15 protein-coding genes are annotated in these 15482 nt (G+C 65.8%); 1 reads left to right on the plus strand and 14 read right to left on the minus strand.

All coding sequences use genetic code 11. The features are described 5' to 3' along the window. Positions 1–50: 50 nt before the first annotated feature. From HQ354_RS01725 to HQ354_RS01760, 8 genes are read right to left on the minus strand one after another with little or no spacing between them, the layout of a single operon-like run. Entirely contained in the window at positions 51–884 is an 834-nt protein-coding gene (locus HQ354_RS01725) for a DegV family protein (RefSeq protein WP_167679052.1), read from the minus strand. Continuing rightward, positions 881–1651 (minus strand): diglucosylglycerate octanoyltransferase, encoded by a 771-nt coding sequence (octT, locus tag HQ354_RS01730; protein WP_243636946.1) that lies wholly within the window; start codon positions 1649–1651, stop codon positions 881–883. The genes HQ354_RS01725 and octT overlap by 4 nt, the downstream gene beginning before the upstream one ends. Beyond that, positions 1638–2303 (minus strand): histidine phosphatase family protein, encoded by a 666-nt coding sequence (locus tag HQ354_RS01735; protein WP_114332086.1) that lies wholly within the window; start codon positions 2301–2303, stop codon positions 1638–1640. Before HQ354_RS01735 ends, octT begins: the two co-directional genes overlap by 14 nt. Further along, complete coding sequence (rsfS, locus tag HQ354_RS01740; RefSeq protein WP_167679050.1) at positions 2300–2695, minus strand: ribosome silencing factor; 396 nt, start codon at positions 2693–2695, stop codon at positions 2300–2302. Before rsfS ends, HQ354_RS01735 begins: the two co-directional genes overlap by 4 nt. Further along, complete coding sequence (gene nadD / locus HQ354_RS01745; protein WP_302050729.1) at positions 2696–3460, minus strand: nicotinate-nucleotide adenylyltransferase; 765 nt, start codon at positions 3458–3460, stop codon at positions 2696–2698. It lies immediately after the preceding gene. Positions 3461–3488: 28 nt separating this feature from the next. Then, positions 3489–4904, minus strand: a complete 1416-nt coding sequence (locus HQ354_RS01750; protein WP_167679048.1) for a VWA domain-containing protein — start codon at positions 4902–4904, stop codon at positions 3489–3491. Position 4905: 1 nt separating this feature from the next. After that, positions 4906–5793, minus strand: a complete 888-nt coding sequence (locus HQ354_RS01755; RefSeq protein ID WP_114332083.1) for a MoxR family ATPase — start codon at positions 5791–5793, stop codon at positions 4906–4908. Positions 5794–5816: 23 nt separating this feature from the next. Next, a complete protein-coding gene (locus HQ354_RS01760) occupies positions 5817–7100 on the minus strand; it encodes a glutamate-5-semialdehyde dehydrogenase (protein WP_068423719.1) in 1284 nt (427 codons plus the stop codon). 112 nt (positions 7101–7212) lie between these two features. Here HQ354_RS01760 and HQ354_RS01765 point away from each other — a divergent pair, with 112 nt between their 5' ends. Further along, positions 7213–8316, plus strand: coding sequence for an NADH:flavin oxidoreductase/NADH oxidase (locus tag HQ354_RS01765; protein ID WP_068423838.1), 1104 nt, complete (start codon positions 7213–7215; stop codon positions 8314–8316). Between the two features lie 51 nt (positions 8317–8367). Here the strand turns inward: HQ354_RS01765 and HQ354_RS01770 are convergent, their stop codons facing one another. The 6 genes from HQ354_RS01770 to HQ354_RS01795 all read right to left on the minus strand — a co-directional run bounded on the left by HQ354_RS01770 (position 8368) and on the right by HQ354_RS01795 (position 15474). Then, positions 8368–9336, minus strand: coding sequence for a D-2-hydroxyacid dehydrogenase (locus HQ354_RS01770; protein ID WP_068423720.1), 969 nt, complete (start codon positions 9334–9336; stop codon positions 8368–8370). After that, positions 9333–10706, minus strand: coding sequence for an MFS transporter (locus HQ354_RS01775; protein ID WP_068423722.1), 1374 nt, complete (start codon positions 10704–10706; stop codon positions 9333–9335). Before HQ354_RS01775 ends, HQ354_RS01770 begins: the two co-directional genes overlap by 4 nt. 181 nt (positions 10707–10887) lie before the next feature. Further along, a complete protein-coding gene (locus HQ354_RS01780; protein ID WP_222634048.1) occupies positions 10888–12093 on the minus strand; it encodes a M20 family metallopeptidase in 1206 nt (401 codons plus the stop codon). Beyond that, on the minus strand, positions 12090–13319 hold the full coding sequence (locus tag HQ354_RS01785) for a PLP-dependent aminotransferase family protein (RefSeq protein ID WP_068423726.1): 1230 nt from the start codon (positions 13317–13319) through the stop codon (positions 12090–12092). Before HQ354_RS01785 ends, HQ354_RS01780 begins: the two co-directional genes overlap by 4 nt. 1 nt (position 13320) lies before the next feature. Continuing rightward, a complete protein-coding gene (locus HQ354_RS01790; RefSeq protein WP_261768619.1) occupies positions 13321–14517 on the minus strand; it encodes a Xaa-Pro peptidase family protein in 1197 nt (398 codons plus the stop codon). Between the two features lie 237 nt (positions 14518–14754). Then, positions 14755–15474, minus strand: coding sequence for a GntR family transcriptional regulator (locus tag HQ354_RS01795; RefSeq protein WP_261768602.1), 720 nt, complete (start codon positions 15472–15474; stop codon positions 14755–14757). Between the last annotated feature and the right edge of the window lie 8 nt (positions 15475–15482).

The following is a 15482-nucleotide window of genomic DNA, read 5'->3' on the forward strand; positions in this document are numbered from 1 at the left end:
CTGCGCTGGTGAGAAATTGCCCTGTGGACAGACCGGACGGCTGTGGACGATCAGGCGTCGGGGCAGACCGCGACGCCGACCGCTCCCGGCCCGACGTGCGCACCGAGCACCGCTCCGAACGGTGTGACGTCGACGCGGTCGACCTGCGAAACACGTTCTGCCAGTTGCGATGCGAGCGTCTCGGCGCGTTCCGGGCACTGCATGTGATGCACCGTCAGCGCGACGCCGTGCTCGCCTGCGACCGACGCGACCGCGTTCACGAGTTTTCCGAGCGCCTTCGTCGACGTGCGCGCCTTCTCCGCGAGGACGAGCCGCCCCTCGCTCAGATGGAGGACGGGTTTCATCGCGAGCGCCGTCCCGAGCAACGCTGCGGCTGCGCCGATCCGGCCACCGCGGCGCAGATGGTCGAGTTTGTCCACGACGATGAACGAGCGCACGCGCACCGACACCGACACCGCTGCGTCGTAGACGGCGTCGAGGTTCCCGCCTGCCGCAGCCGTCGACGACGCCGCCAGCGCGGCGTACCCGACGCCCATTCCCGCCGCCCCGGAGTCGACGACGCGTATGCCGTCTCCCAGTTCGGCGGCAGCCTGCCGGGCCGCCTCCCACGTGCTGGAGAGTCCGCGCGAGATGTGCACGGCGACGACGCCGTCGCCGCCACTGCGGTCGAGCGCGTCACCGTAGATCCGTCGCAGTTCGTCGGGCGACGCGCCGGCCGTCGTCACGGGGCCGTCGGCGGCGAAGTCGTCGGGAATCGGGTCGATCCCCTCACGAAGATCGGCACCTCCCACGAACACGTGCAGCGGCGCGATTGCCATGCCTTCTCGCCGGGCTACGGCGTCGTCGATGCACGCCGAGGAATCGGTGACGACGACGACGCTCATGCCTGCTGCCCGTCCGCGCTGACGCGGGGACGCAGTTCCGCGAGCATCGCGTCGGCGACAGCGACGTGTGCGTCCCAGCCCCAGTGGATGCCGTCGGGATTCGCGTTGTCGGACATGATGTTCGCGCGGACGGCCTCGGCGAGATCGACGAGCGGCACGCCGGTGTCCGAGCTCCAGCGCCGCAGTGCCCGCTCGGCTGCGGGCCGCCCGGTGTGCACGTTGCCGTACGCGTCGCTGCGATGCACCGAGGGCAAGGTGCCGACGACGGGCAGGTCGGGTCGGACGTACGCCAGAGCGGCACGGGACTTCTCGAGATATTCGACGCTGAGCTTGGGTGGCAACGCGACGGGCCATCCGAGCGGCGACAGCCGGGGCTGCGCCCACTGATATCCGTTTCGAACGAGACGACGGAGAGCCGGCGGCCTGACGTAGCGAATCTGCTCGCGCAACGCCGTCGGCAACGGTGACGGCAGCGAGTCCATGCCGCCGACGCCGAACACGACCGCGCCCGCTTTCGGGATCGCTGCCCACACGCGGGGGTCCTGCGTCAGTGCCCACCACACGTCTCGGCTGGTCCAGCCGATCCGAGCGACCAGTTCGACCGTCCACCCCAGCTCCGACGCCACCAGATTGGGCCAGATCCTCGGGTCGTCGACCGGCAGGCCGCCCTTGGGGCCGTAGTAACTGAGCGAGTCCGCCAACACCAGCAGTACCGGCGGCGTCCCCTCGGCCACCGGTGGTGCCGAGTAGTCGTCAGAGGACGTCACTGGCCACCCGCGCCGACGCGTTCCACACGTCCAGACGCCATCCCAGGTCGGCGACGTCGCCGTGGCTGCTGAGCTGCACCCAACTGGTGTTCGACAGCCCGCCGAAGACCGGCCATCGGTCGACGGGAAGATCGAGCAACGCTGCGGTCAGTGCAGCGATCAGGCCGCCGTGCGCAACGAGGACGACCGGATGATCGGCGCCGGACGCACCCCATTCCGGCAGCGCCGCGACCAGTTCCTGTACCACCGGCACACTACGGCGAGCGACGTCGACACGGTTCTCCCCACCGGGCGGAGCCATCTGCGCGTCGGCGCGCCACCGGAGCCGCGCACCCGGTGCCACGGCGTCGACGTCGTGATGCGTCAACCCCTGCCATTCGCCCAGGTGCGTCTCACGCAGGCGTTCGTCCGAGGTGACGGCGAGGCCCGCCGCGTCGCCGAGAGCCGACGCGGTATCGAATGCGCGCTTCAGGTCCGACGAGACGATGCGGAGCGGCGAGCGCGCCGCCAACACGGCGGCCGCGTCCTTCGCCTGCGTGCGACCTAGTTCGGTCAGATCGGTGTCGAGCTGGCCCTGCATACGATCGTTCGCGTTGTATTCCGTCTGACCGTGGCGCAGCAGGATCAACTGCCGCTTCGCAGCGATACTCACTGCTCCGATTCCGAGTCGGCGTCCCGGCGTTCGCCGATGCCGGGAACCTCGACGGTCGGGCAGTCCTTCCACAGACGCTCGAGAGCATAGAAGTTGCGCTCGTCGTTGTGCTGGACGTGGATCACGACGTCGACGAAGTCGAGCAACGCCCACCGGCCCTCACGAGTGCCTTCCTTGCGGACCGGCTTGTATCCCGCCTCGCGCAGTTTGTCCTCGACGTTCTCGACGATCGAGCTGACCTGGCGCTCGTTGGGAGCGGAGGCGATGACGAAGCAGTCCGTGATGACCAACTGCTCCGAGACGTCGAGAACGACGACGTCGGTCGCCAGTTTGTCGTCGGCCGCGAGCGCCGCGATTCGTGCGACGTTCACGGCCTCGTCAGTTGCAGTCACTTAGCTTCTCTCCCACTGGTTCGGGCTCGACTCCTCGGTCACGGAATCGGCCTGCTTGATCTTCTGGGGCACCGGCTCCGACATTGTGACGGAACCGTCGAGGCGTTGCTCGCCTCTGGGTCGATAGAGATTTCTCTTCGAGATGTACTGCACCACGCCGTCGGGCACGAGGTACCAGACCGGCCGATTCTCTGCCGCCCGCAACCGGCAATCCGTCGACGAAATGGCCAGCGCCGGAATTTCGATGAGCGTCAACGCATCGTCCGGAAGCGCCTGCAGGTGGTCCGCGAGGTGCTCGACTCCGAGCTCGAACCCAGGCCTCGACACACCGACGAACTTGGCCAGTTCGAACAGTTCCTCCCAGTTCTGCCAGGTCAGGATACTCTCCAGCGCGTCCGCTCCCGTGATGAAGTACAGCTCGGCGGTCGGGTGCTGGGCTCGAAGGTCACGCAGTGTGTCGACGGTGTACGTCAGCTTCTCGCGGTCGACGTCGACCCGGCTTACCGAGAAACGTGGATTGGACGCGGTCGCGATGACCGTCATGAGATACCGGTCCTCGGCGGGGCTGACCGCCTTGCCTTCCTTCTGCCACGGTGTTCCGGTCGGGACGAAGATGACCTCGTCCAATCCGAAGCTGTTCGCGACCTCGCTGGCAGCGACGAGGTGACCGTGGTGAATGGGGTCGAACGTCCCGCCCATCACACCGAGTCTGCGGACCGCAGGACGGTGTGCAGACGAGTCGCTGGTCTGGGGTGGTCGGTGCACGATTGTCGAGCTTATCTGGCGAGTGTCGTCACACCGGCAGCAGACGTGCGACGAAGTCCGAGAGCTGGACCGCCGAACGACATTCGTACATGCCGATCACCTCGCCGTACACGTTCGCCGCGGAGTCACCGCTCCCCCATTGCCCCTTCGGTTCCGGGTTCAGCCAGTAGGCGTGCTTGGCGACGGACACCGTGCGCGCGAGCGCGTCGGTACCCGGGTCGCGGTAGTTGGTCCGGCCGTCTCCCAGCACCAGAACCGAGGAGCGCGACGTCACCGCCGACGCGTACCCATCGTCGAACGTTCGGAACGCATTCCCGTAGTCGGAGTGGCCGTCGTACGTGATCAGATTCGCTTCCCTGACGATGCGCGTCATCGCGGCGCCGAGGTCCGAGCCGGAGTCGAAGAACTGCGTCACCTCGTCGGTCGAATCGATGAACGCGAAGATCCGGACGCGTGAGAACTGTTCGCGCAGCGCATGAACCAGCAGCAGCGTGAAGTGGCTGAAACCAGCGACGGATCCCGACACGTCGCACAACACGACCAGCTCGGGACGCGCCCGGCGCGGCTTGCGTTGCACGAGGTCGATCGGGACGCCGCCCGTCGACATGGACTTGCGCAGCGTGCGTCGTAGATCGATCGCGCCTGCCCTGCTTCGACTGCGTCGCACGGCCAACCTGCTGGCCAGAAGGCGCGCGAGCGGAGCGACACTGCGTCGAAGCGCAACCATCTCGGTGTCCGACGCGCGAAGGAAGTCGACTTCCTCGGCCAGCTTGGGAACTCCGTAACTCGCGACGCGTTCGCGTCCCAACTGTTCGGCGGCGCGGCGGCGTGTTTCCTGGTCGACCATTCTGCGCAGATCTGCGAGTCGCTGCGCTGCGGTCCGCTTGGCCACCTCGTCCTGGTAACCGCCTGCCGACCGGGTGGACCCGTCGTCCGCCTGACCGAGCAGTCCTTCGAGAATCCTGCTGAGCAGCGTGTCGGGTGCGACGTCGCGTAGCGCTTGATACGCCGAGAACGACGGACCGTTCGTGGACTTGTACTGACCGAGTTCTTCCACCATCTGAGCCGCGAGCAGTTCGGTGAGTTCGACGGCGTCCGGGCTGCCGTCGATCAGCAGCTCGGCGATCAGGTCGCGCAGTGCGGGGAAATCGACCTGCCCGTCCGGTGTGCGCGGCAGCGACGTGTCGATGTTTCCCGACTCCCGATGCCCCGACGCGGCGGGGAACCACAGGTCGAACAGCGCGTCGAACGTGGCCCGATGCGTCGGGCGACGCAGCAGCGAGCACGCGAGCCCCTCGCGCAGCGCCTCCCGGTCCATCAGGTCGAGGACCGACACGACCTTGCCCGCGTCGACGGTCTCCGACGGCCCGACGGCCACACCACGCCTGCGCAACGCCTCGACGAAGTCGACGAGATGACCGGGAAACCCGTGCGGGGAGTGCATGTCAGTTCAGCCGAAGCTCGGCTGCAGCCTTGTCCTGGTCCGACTGGTGCTTGAGCACCACGCCGAGCGTCGTACGCACCGCGTCGTCGTCGAGGGTGTCCAGCCCGAGGGCGAGCAGCGTGCGTCCCCAGTCGATGGTCTCGGCAACCGACGGCAGCTTCTTGAGCTGCATCGCGCGCAGCACACGGACCGTACGGACCATCTGTTCGGCTACGGCTTCCGGAAGCTCGGGCACCCGGCTGGCCAGAATGCGTCGCTCGAGATCGGCGTCCGGGAAATCGAGGTGCAGGAAGAGGCACCGCCGCTTCAGCGCCTCCGACAGCTCGCGCGTCGCGTTCGAGGTGAGCACGACGAACGGGGTGCGCGTCGCCGTGATGGTTCCGAGCTCGGGGATGGTGACGGCGAAATCGCTGAGTATCTCGAGCAGCAGGCCCTCGATCTCGACGTCCGCCTTGTCGGTCTCGTCGATCAGCAGGACCGTCGGTTCCTCACGACGAATGGCCTGCAGAAGCGGCCGCGCGAGCAGGAACTCCTCGGAGAACACGTCGAGCTTGGTCTCGTCCCAATCCTGCGCGCCGCCGGATCCCGACTGGATACGCAGAATCTGTTTCGCGTGGTTCCACTCGTAGAGCGCTCTCGCCTCGTCGACGCCCTCGTAGCACTGCAGTCGAACGAGCTCGGCGCCCGACGTCTGTGCCACCGCCCTGGCCAGCTCGGTCTTGCCGACACCGGCAGGACCCTCGATGAGAAGCGGCTTGCCGAGCCGGTCGGCCAGGAACACGGACGTCGCCGTGGCCTTGTTCGCCAGATATCCGGTCTCGGCGAGTCGTGCGACTACGTCGTCGACACTGCCGAACAAGGGAGGGGAAGTCGGAAGCGCTCGATCCACGTCTGGTGTCCTTTGCTGTCAGCTCATGCTTGTCGGGTGTGGCCTTCGCCCCAGACGATCCACTTGGTGGAGGTCAGCTCGGGAAGACCCATCGGCCCGCGTGCGTGCAACTTCTGCGTCGAGATGCCGATCTCGGCGCCGAACCCGAACTGCTCACCGTCGGTGAACGCCGTCGACGCGTTGACCATGACGGCGGCCGCGTCGACTCGGGTGGTGAACTCCTTGGCGGCCTTCAGATCCGAGGTGACGATGGCCTCGGTGTGGCCGGTGCCGAACGTGTCGATGTGTGCGATCGCCGCGTCGATGCCGTCGACGACCTTCAGCGCGACGTCGAGCGACAGATACTCCTCCGACCAGTCCGTGTCCGTCGCCGGAACCAAACCGGGCAGGTCGCCGTGTACGACGACGCTGTGCGCCTGCAGCGCCTGCAGCAACTGTGGCACGGCGGTCTCCGCGACGGCCGCGTCGACCAAGATGGTCTCGGCGGCGTTGCACACGCTGACGCGTCGGGTCTTGGCGTTCAGCACGATCCTCTCGGCCATCTCGAGGTCTGCTGCCGCGTGCACGTAGACGTGGCAGTTACCGACGCCCGTCTCGATGGTCGGAACCGTGGCGTCGCGCACGACCGCCGAGATCAACCCTGCGCCTCCGCGAGGAATGACGACATCGACGAGACCACGAGCCTGGATGAGGTGGGTCACGGACGCTCGGCTCGCGCTGGAAAGCAGCTGTACGGCGTCCACCGGTAGGCCGCGCGCAGCGAGCGAACCCTGGATCGCGTCGACCAGGGCAGCGTTGGACCGTGCAGCCGACGACGAGCCGCGCAGCAGCGCGGCGTTGCCGGACTTGAACGCGAGCCCGAACGCGTCGACGGTGACGTTGGGACGAGCCTCGTAGACCATGCCGACGACGCCGAGCGGAACCCGCAGTTGGCGAATGTCCAGGCCGTTGGGAAGCGTCGATCCGCGTACGACCTCGCCGACGGGGTCGGGCAGCCCGGCCACCTGACGTAGTCCTGCGGCAATGCCGTCGATTCGCGCCTCGGTCAGGCGAAGTCGGTCAAGCAGTCCCTCGTCGGTCCCCGCGGCGCGAGCAGCGTCGACATCCTCGGTATTCGCTGCGATGACCTGCGGCGCGGCGGCCAGCACCGCGTCGGCTGCCGCATGCAGCGCCGCATCCTTCTCTGCGGTGGTCAGCAGGGCCAGTGCCCGCGACGCCACCCGTGCACGCCGAGCTGCAACGTGCACCTGCTCACGCTCGTCCGTACCGCCGGTGGCCTGAGACTCCGCAAAGGATGGTGCAGTCATGCACTACACAGTAACCAGAACGGCCCGGCGGGTTGCAGCGTGATCGAGGGAATGCACCTCCGCTCGGGTGGGTTACCGAAACGGCGAGTGTATTTCGACGAAGGAGAGTTTCTTGAGTGCCCTGTTCGAACCCCTGACCCTGCGCGGCGTGACGTTCCCGAATCGCGTGTGGATGGCACCGATGTGCCAGTACTCCGCCGATACCGCAGGTGACCGCGTCGGAGCGCCGAACGACTGGCATCGGACCCATCTGATCAGTCGTGCGCTCGGCGGAGCGGGTCTCATTCTGACGGAGGCCTCTGCGGTGAGCCCGGACGGGCGAATCAGTCCAGCGGACCTCGGAATCTGGAACGACACGCAGACCGAGGCGTTCGCCGAGATCGTCGCGAAGATCGAGGAGCACGGCTCGGTTCCGGGGATCCAGCTCGCACACGCAGGACGGAAAGCGTCGACGACCGCTCCGTGGCTCGGCGGCAAGTCCATTCCTGCCGACGAGGAACTCGGATGGGAGACCATCGGACCCAGCGCTGTCGCGTTCGGTGACTACTCGACGCCGCGCGCCGCGACGACCGAGGACATCTCGCGGATCGTGCGCGACTTCGTCGCCGCGGCGGAACGGTCGTTGCGCGCCGGCTTCAAGGTCGCGGAAATCCATGCCGCGCACGGGTATCTGGTGCACCAGTTCCTGTCCCCCGCCAGCAACACTCGCACCGACGAGTACGGCGGCGACTTCGCCGGCCGTACCCGGTTGCTCGTCGAGATCGTCGACGCGGTGCGTGAGGTCTGGCCTGCCGAACTGCCACTGTTCGTCCGTGTCTCCGCAACCGATTGGCTCGACGAGGACACCGAGGGTCTCGAGGCGCCGAGTTGGACGTCGGATCAGACCGTCGCGCTCGTTCAGTTGCTGGCCGACCACGGCGTCGACTTGATCGATGTGTCCACCGGCGGCAACGTGCGCGCGAAGATCCCGGTCGAACCCGGCTACCAGGTTCCGTTCGCGAAGCGAGTGCAGAACGAGACGAAAATCCCTGCCGCGGCCGTCGGCCTCATCACCGAACCGAAGCAGGCCGAGGACATCGTGTCCTCCGGTGAGGCGGAGGCCGTCCTGCTCGCCCGTGAACTGCTGCGCGACCCGTACTGGCCCCGCCGCGCGGCGCGCGAACTCGGTGCGGACATCGCGCCCGCCGTGGCTCCGCAGTACGAGCGCGCTTTCTGATCCACGTGCACGAAAATACGTAGCCCGCTGTGTATTTTCGTGCACATGGGGTCAGCTCGAGACGAAACCGAGCTTCTTGTCGACCACGTTCTCGAGATCGGTCGACGACGCATACCGCTCGAAATTCGCGACGAACAGATCCGCCAGGCGGCGGCGCCAGCCCACGGCGTCGCCGCTCATGTGCGGTGTGACGACGACGTTCTCGGCAGACCACAGAGGGCTGTCCTCCGGCAACGGTTCGGTGTCGAACACGTCGAGCGCCGCCCCGCCGACGTGACCACTGCGTAGCGCGTCGAGAAGCGCTGCGCTGTCGAGTAATTCACCGCGCCCGACGTTCACGACGCGAACACCCGGTTTGGCCGCGGCGAGCACGTCTGCATCGACGACCCGCCGCGTCGCGTCGGTCAGCGGGGCGATGAGAATCAGATAGTCGACGTCGTGCACCACCTTTGCCAGCGTCGAACTGGCATGCACGACACCGAAATCGGGGTCCCCGTCGCGAGAGGTGCGTCCGACGCCACTGACCTTCATGCCCACCGCCGTCAGGATGCGGGCGATTTCACGGCCGATGGCGCCGGTACCCACCACCATCGCGTGTGTGGTGTCGATCAGTTCCGTTTCTCGATGCCGCCATTCGCGTCGCTGCTGCAGCTGCGCGGACACCGCGGAATCCTTGGCGAACGCCAGGATCTGGCCGAGTACGAATTCGGCGATGGGACGGTCGAAAACTCCTCGCGAATTGGTCACGACGACATCGGATTCCGCGAGAGCGTCGAACATCAGCGAGTCGACGCCCGCCGCGGCGATGTGAATCCATCTCAGCGAATCGCAACGATCCCACACATCGGGGACCGCCGACGAGAAGAAATCCCACAGCAGCAGGACGTCCGCGCCGGGCATGGCGTCCCCGAGGGTATCCGCCGTGGCGTAACGCACCTCGGCCACAGCGGATACCGCGTCCAGCCCCTCGGGGAGGTGATCGGCGTGGAGGACGACGACGATCGGCCGATCGACCGTCAACCCTTGTACCCCACCAGCTCGACGCCCGACGCCGCGACCTCGTCGTCGTTGTCACCTGGACACTGGGTGCCGCGCAACGAACGTCCTGCAGTTTCCGGCATCAGCAGAATCGGAACGAAAGCGATTGCGGCAGCCAGCATCATGTAGAAACCGGGCACCAGGTTGGAGCCGGTCCGGTCGATCAGGAACGTCAGGATCAGAGGTGCGGTACCGCCGAACAACGACGTCGAGACGTTGTAGCCGATCGCGAACGCGCCGTACCGAACCTGCGTCGGGAACAGCGCGGGCAGCGTCGACGACACGCACGAACACATGATGACCAGCAGGATGCCGAGACCCAGCAGACCGATCGTCTGACCGACCAGTCCGGTGTTGATGATGAGCAGGAACAGCGGCACGCTGAACACGAAGTAGCCGACGCACGCCGCCAGGAGCAGAGGCTTTCGGCCGACGCGGTCGGACAGCGATCCGATCGGGTTGATGATGGCCATCATGACGAGCATGATCACGACCAGCGTGAAGTTGGACTGAGTCGTGCTGTGCCCCAACGTGTCACTGAGGTACGACGGCAGGAACGTGAGCACCGTGTAGTAGGCGATGTTCAGCAGCAGAACGAATCCCATCAGGATGAGAATGCGCTGCCAGTACGTCATCGTGGTCTTGAGCGACGCGATCGCGCCGCCACCCTCCGAGCCCTCGGAGACGGTCTCGCCGTCGGCCTTCGCCTCGGAGAACACCGGCGAATCTTCGAGTCGCGTGCGGAGCCACAGCGCGATGATGCCGAGGGGCAACGTCACGAGGAACGGAATTCTCCAACCCCATGCCTCCATCGTGTCGTCGCCGAGACCGAGGTTGAGCAACGTGCACAGAGTGGCGCCTGCGACAGTGCCTGCGAGAGTGCCGAATTCGAGGAACGAACCGAAGAATCCGCGACGCTTGTCCGGGGCGTATTCCGCCATGAACACGGCGGCGCCACCGTATTCGCCACCGGTGGAGAACCCCTGCACGAGCCGGCAGACGAGGAGCAGGATCGGCGCGAGGATGCCGACGGTGTCGAAGGTCGGCAGAATGCCGATCGCTGCGGTCGCGACCGACATCATCGTGACGGTCAGGACCAGCACCTTCTGGCGACCGATACGGTCACCGAGTGGTCCGAGAACGATTCCGCCGATCGGGCGAATGATGAACGACGCCGCGAGAACCGCGAACGTGGACAACAGGCTGGCCCCGCCGTCCTCCGACGGGAAGAAGTTCGCGGCGACGTAGACGGCCAGGTAGCCGTAGACCGCGTAGTCGAACCATTCGACGGCGTTACCGAGTGCAGAGCCACCGATGGCTCGATGCAGAACTTTCTTCTCCTCCGGGTTCAACTCTTTGGTGTCCGGCGGATAACCGGTGGTCGAACTGTCGGACTCGCTACTGCTAGACCCACTACTGGAAGATCGTGTCACGGTCCATTACCTCTCGCTTTGTGAACAACGTGGAGCGTCGGGCAGGTACTTCGCAGCGTTTCACACTACGGAAGCAAAAATTCGACTTTTCGCACTACCCCTAGGTTTTTGTCATAACTGCTGGTCGCACAATGGTTCTGGACGCCATCAATGCGTACGCCCTTGCGCTGTCGCACAATTGCCGAACCGACACCGATTCGTCGGGCTGGTGAGCCTGCGTTTCTATTTCTCCTGGGCCGAACACGACGGTCGGTGTACCCAGATCGCGCGCGACGAAACCTCCGTCGCACGACGCCGTCCACACGTCGGTTCCGCGGAATCCTGCCGCATCGGTGACGGCGCCGACGACCGTGCCGACGACAGCGGCATCGATCGAGGTCAGGAAACCGGGCATCTCCATCGCGACATCGACCGACACGTCGATTCCATCGCCTGTGATGCCCGCTGCGCGGACACGGTTCGCCAGGTGTGCTGCGATGTCGTGCGCATCCTCGCCGGGAAGAAGCCGGCGGTCGGCGGTGATGACGCAGCGATCCGCGACCATCGAGGTACCCGTGCCGCCCGCGATCGTTCCGACGTTCCACGTGCCCGGCCCCAGGGTGGGGTGCGCGGATGCCCTCAGTTCCTCGGCCATGGTGTCGAGGAGCCCGACGATGCGCGCGGCTGAGGAGATCGCATTGCGACCGTTGCTGGGCCGCCCCGCGTGTGCGGACCGACCGGTCACCGTGATCTCGAGATTCGCAGCGCCCCGGCATCCGACGATGGTCACCAGATCCGTCGGCTCGGCGACGATGCACGACGCATACGTCCTCCGATGCGGCGCACGCACGTACGCGCGAATGCCGAGTCCGGTGTCCTCTTCGTCGACGAGACACGCGAGCGACACCGGTGAAGCACCCACCGCGCCTGCCTCTTTCAACGCAGCCATGGCCATGACGACCGCTGCGAGACCACCTTTCATGTCGCACGCTCCACGGCCGAACAGTCGGCCGTCTCGCACCGTTGCGCGGAACGGGTCGGACGTCCATCCGCTCCCCGCCGGAACGACGTCGGAGTGGCCGACGAACAGCACCCCCGGCTCGTCGGAACCGCCCACCGACACAACGACATTGGGACGACCGGGCGCGACATCGTCGATCTCGACGTCGAATCCGAGAGCGCGACAATGCTCGTCGAGTACTGCCGCGACGGAGCCCTCCGTGCTGCCGGGGTTCTCACCACCGGCATCGATCAGCGCCGACGCCAGGGACACGATCGCGTCGTCGTCGATACGTTCGAGAATTCGACGCTCGAGGGCGTCCGTCATCGACGGGAGCTACCCGATCGTGCGTCGACGACCTTGTCGACCGCCACCGCAAGGCGTTTCACACCCTCGTCGATCCGATCCGGAGTCGACGACGCGAAGCACAGCCGCAGCGAGTCGTGGAACGCGCCCGCGACCGAGAGTGCAGGTCCGGGAATGTAGGCAACACCCTCGGCCAGTGCGACTTCGAACAATTCCTGCGTCGAGATCGACGCGGCCTCGCCGCGCAACGTGGCCCACAGGAAGAATCCACCCTCGGGGTCGGTGGTCACGAGGCTGTCGCCGAAGTACGTCGCGATGCTCTGCTGCATGGCGATCTTCCGTGGGCGGTAGACCGCCGCGAGCGACCGAAGATGAGCGTCGAGGTACCCGCGTCGAATGAATTCGGCGATCATCCGTTGGTTCGGCAGGTTGGTGCACGTGTCCATCGCCTGCTTCGCGTTGATGATCAGCTGCCGAGCCTCGGGGGCGGCGTCCACCCATCCGACGCGTAGGCCCGGAGCGATCATCTTGGAGAACGTGCGTACCGAGAACACGAGCGGATCGTTCGGGCTCAGCGACGGGAAGCTCGGAATGTGCTCGCCCTCGAATCGGAGAAGCCCGTACGGGTCGTCGTCGAGGATCACCGAACCCCATGCGTGCGCGAGCTCGAGCAACATGGTCCGACGCGCGAGCGACATCGTTGTACCCGAGGGGTTCTGGAAGTTCGGGATGACGTAGATCATCTTGGGGCGTCTGCCCGCGCGCTCGACCAGCTCCGGGAGGGCCTCGACGACGAGACCGTCGGAATCCATCGGCGCTTCGAGAACGTCGCCTCCGTAGCTCAGAATCGTCGCCGTTCCGTTCGTGTACGTCGGACTTTCGACGATCACCAGATCTCCCGGATCCACGAACAACTTGCACGCGAGGTCGAGACCCTGCATACCACCGGAGGTGATGACGAGTCGGTCCGCCGACGTCGGCTCCCCCACCGAATCCAGATAGCCGAGCAGCGCGTCGAGCAACGCCGGATCACCCTCGGTCGCAGCGTAATCCATCGCATCGGCCGTCAGGACCGACGACGCGATCTCCGAGAACGCCTGCGCCGGAACCGTTTCGGCGGCAGGTGATCCCATGGCGAATCGAACGATGTCATGCTTCTGCGACGCGAGGAGCGATGTCGAGGAGTCGATCACCGAACCCACGAGCTTGTCGGTGCGCATCGCCCAGGGCAGTGTGGTCGCAATCATTTCACTCCTTCGTCAGCAGGTGCCGCGGGAAGGACGTGAACGTCTCGACTCCGCTGTCGGTTACTCGGACGGCCTCGGATACCTCGTATCCGTAGTCGTCCATCCACATTCCCCCGATGATGTGGAAGGTCATGTTCTCGGCGAGAACCGTGTCGTCGTCGGTGCGGATGCTCACCGTGCGCTCGCCCCAGTCGGGTGCGTAGGCGATGCCGATCGAGTACCCGATGCGCGACGGCTTGTGCAAGCCGTGCTCGGCGAGAGCGATGTTCCAGGTCTGCGCCAGATCGCTGGTCGTGGCACCGGGACGAACGGCGTCGAGAACGGCGTTCAAGGCCTCGCCGGTCGACTTCGCCAGATAGTCGAGCCGCGTGCTCGGAGTGCCGAGGACGATCGTGCGGGCCATCGGGACGTGGTACCGACGGAACACACCGGCCAACTCGACGACGGTGGTCTCACCGGCGATGAAAGCTTGATCGGACCACGTCAGGTGAGGTGTGTCCGCGCCCGCACCGGTGGGAAGCATGGGCACGATTGCCGGGTGGTCACCGCCGAAGGCGTCGGTGCCCTTCACCTGCGCGCTCATGATGGCGGCGGCCGCGTCGCACTGCCGCCGTCCGATCTCGACCGATTCGAACGCCGCCTCCATCGCCGATTCGCACACACGCGCGGCGCCCCGCATCAGATCGATCTCGGCGGGTGACTTCACGACGCGCACCCAGTTGACCAACTCGTAGGAATCGGTGAATCGATACTCGGGCAGTGCCTTGACGAGAACCTCGAAGGCGCGCGGGCTGAAGTAGTAGGAATCCATCTCCAGACCGACCTGGCCGTGCGAGAAGTTGTTCACCACACCGAGTTCCCGCAATTTCTGGCCGACCCACACGAACGGGTGCGTATCTTTGCGCTGCACGAACGTTTCGGGGTAGCCGAACGTCTGATCCTGCGGCAACCACGACGTCCGGAATGCGCCTGCCGCGTCCATCGCCCGCGCGAAGAAGTACAGCTCTCCTTCGAGTGGGACGTACAGCATCTGCGGGGTGTAGAACGACAAAGCGTTGTAGCCCAACAGGTAGTAGAGGTTGGACGGGTCGGTCACGATGAGGGCCGTCAGATTCTGCCGGGTCATGCGTTCCCGCACCGCGGCCAGACGACGGGAGTACTCGTCCTCGGTGAAGGTGATCGGCGTGCTGTTCGGCAGATCCACGTATTCGGCGAGACCCGGTGCATGCTCCGGTCCGACTGCGCTGGTGAGCGCGACGACGGGATGTTCGTTCTCGTTCACTGGTACCCCCTTTCGAGATGTCGCGGACGGCAGGGACCAGCCTGTACGCGTTTTGCAGATTGTTGACAATCAGGCTAGGTGCTGAAACCCAGCCACTGCAAGGGATGTCGTGTTACTTCTGCGTTGCGGACAGCCGACGGCAGCCCGGACCGCTCAGGACGAGGCCAGGAGTGGTACGTGCTCGGCGGGGGCCGACTCCGCCGCCATCGCCGTCGTCAGATCGTGGACGGCCGTGTCCATGTGCTCGTGCAGGCCCGCTTCGAGCGCCGCCCAATCCGAGCCGAGCAACAGGTCGACGAGCAATTGATGTTCCTCGACGAGCGCTTCCGGCCGGTAGTACGCAGTTTCCAAGTTGGCCATGCAGATTCGCGCTTCGGCCGCAAGCGTCGCGTACATCCGAGACATCCTGCTGTTCGACGTCGCCGCCACCAACGCGGTGTGGAAGGCCAGGTCACGCTCGGCGAGCCCGAGCCAGTCGGCACGATCGATGAACGGCTGCATCTGACCGACGATGTCCGACAATTCCACCGCAGTGGACTTCAGGACCGCGAGATCTCCGTTCACGAGCGTCCACGCGGCACCCACCTCGATCGCGGCGCGCGCCCCGTAGATCTCGGCGACGTCGTCGACACTGAGTTCGACGACGAAGACACCGCGGTTCCGGTAGCTGACGAGCAGACCTTCCTGATTGAGACGCTGCAACGCCTCGCGTACCGGGCCACGTGAAATCTGAAGCTCTGCAGCGACATTCGCCTCGTTGATCTGCTCCCCTGGTGCGTAGGAGCCGTCGATGATGCGATCGCGGATCTGATCCGCGATCACCATCGAGGTGTTCCGCGCATCGATCGGCGTCAGCCGCCTCGAACCGGTCATCGTCATGC

It is taken from the genome of Rhodococcus sp. BP-261 (assembly GCF_019835205.1).
Classification (GTDB): domain Bacteria; phylum Actinomycetota; class Actinomycetes; order Mycobacteriales; family Mycobacteriaceae; genus Rhodococcoides; species Rhodococcoides kyotonensis_B.

Bases quoted from the DNA above. Each gene is read 5' to 3' on its own strand.
- HQ354_RS01750 (WP_167679048.1), bottom strand. From the start codon at position 4,904: ATGCACTCCCCGCACGGGTTTCCCGGTCATCTCGTCGACTTCGTCGAG.
- HQ354_RS01795 (WP_261768602.1), bottom strand. From the start codon at position 15,474: ATGACCGGTTCGAGGCGGCTGACGCCGATCGATGCGCGGAACACCTCG.
- HQ354_RS01785 (WP_068423726.1), bottom strand. From the start codon at position 13,319: ATGATTGCGACCACACTGCCCTGGGCGATGCGCACCGACAAGCTCGTG.
- HQ354_RS01760 (WP_068423719.1), bottom strand. From the start codon at position 7,100: ATGACTGCACCATCCTTTGCGGAGTCTCAGGCCACCGGCGGTACGGAC.
- HQ354_RS01780 (WP_222634048.1), bottom strand. From the start codon at position 12,093: ATGACGGACGCCCTCGAGCGTCGAATTCTCGAACGTATCGACGACGAC.
- HQ354_RS01725 (WP_167679052.1), bottom strand. From the start codon at position 884: ATGAGCGTCGTCGTCGTCACCGATTCCTCGGCGTGCATCGACGACGCC.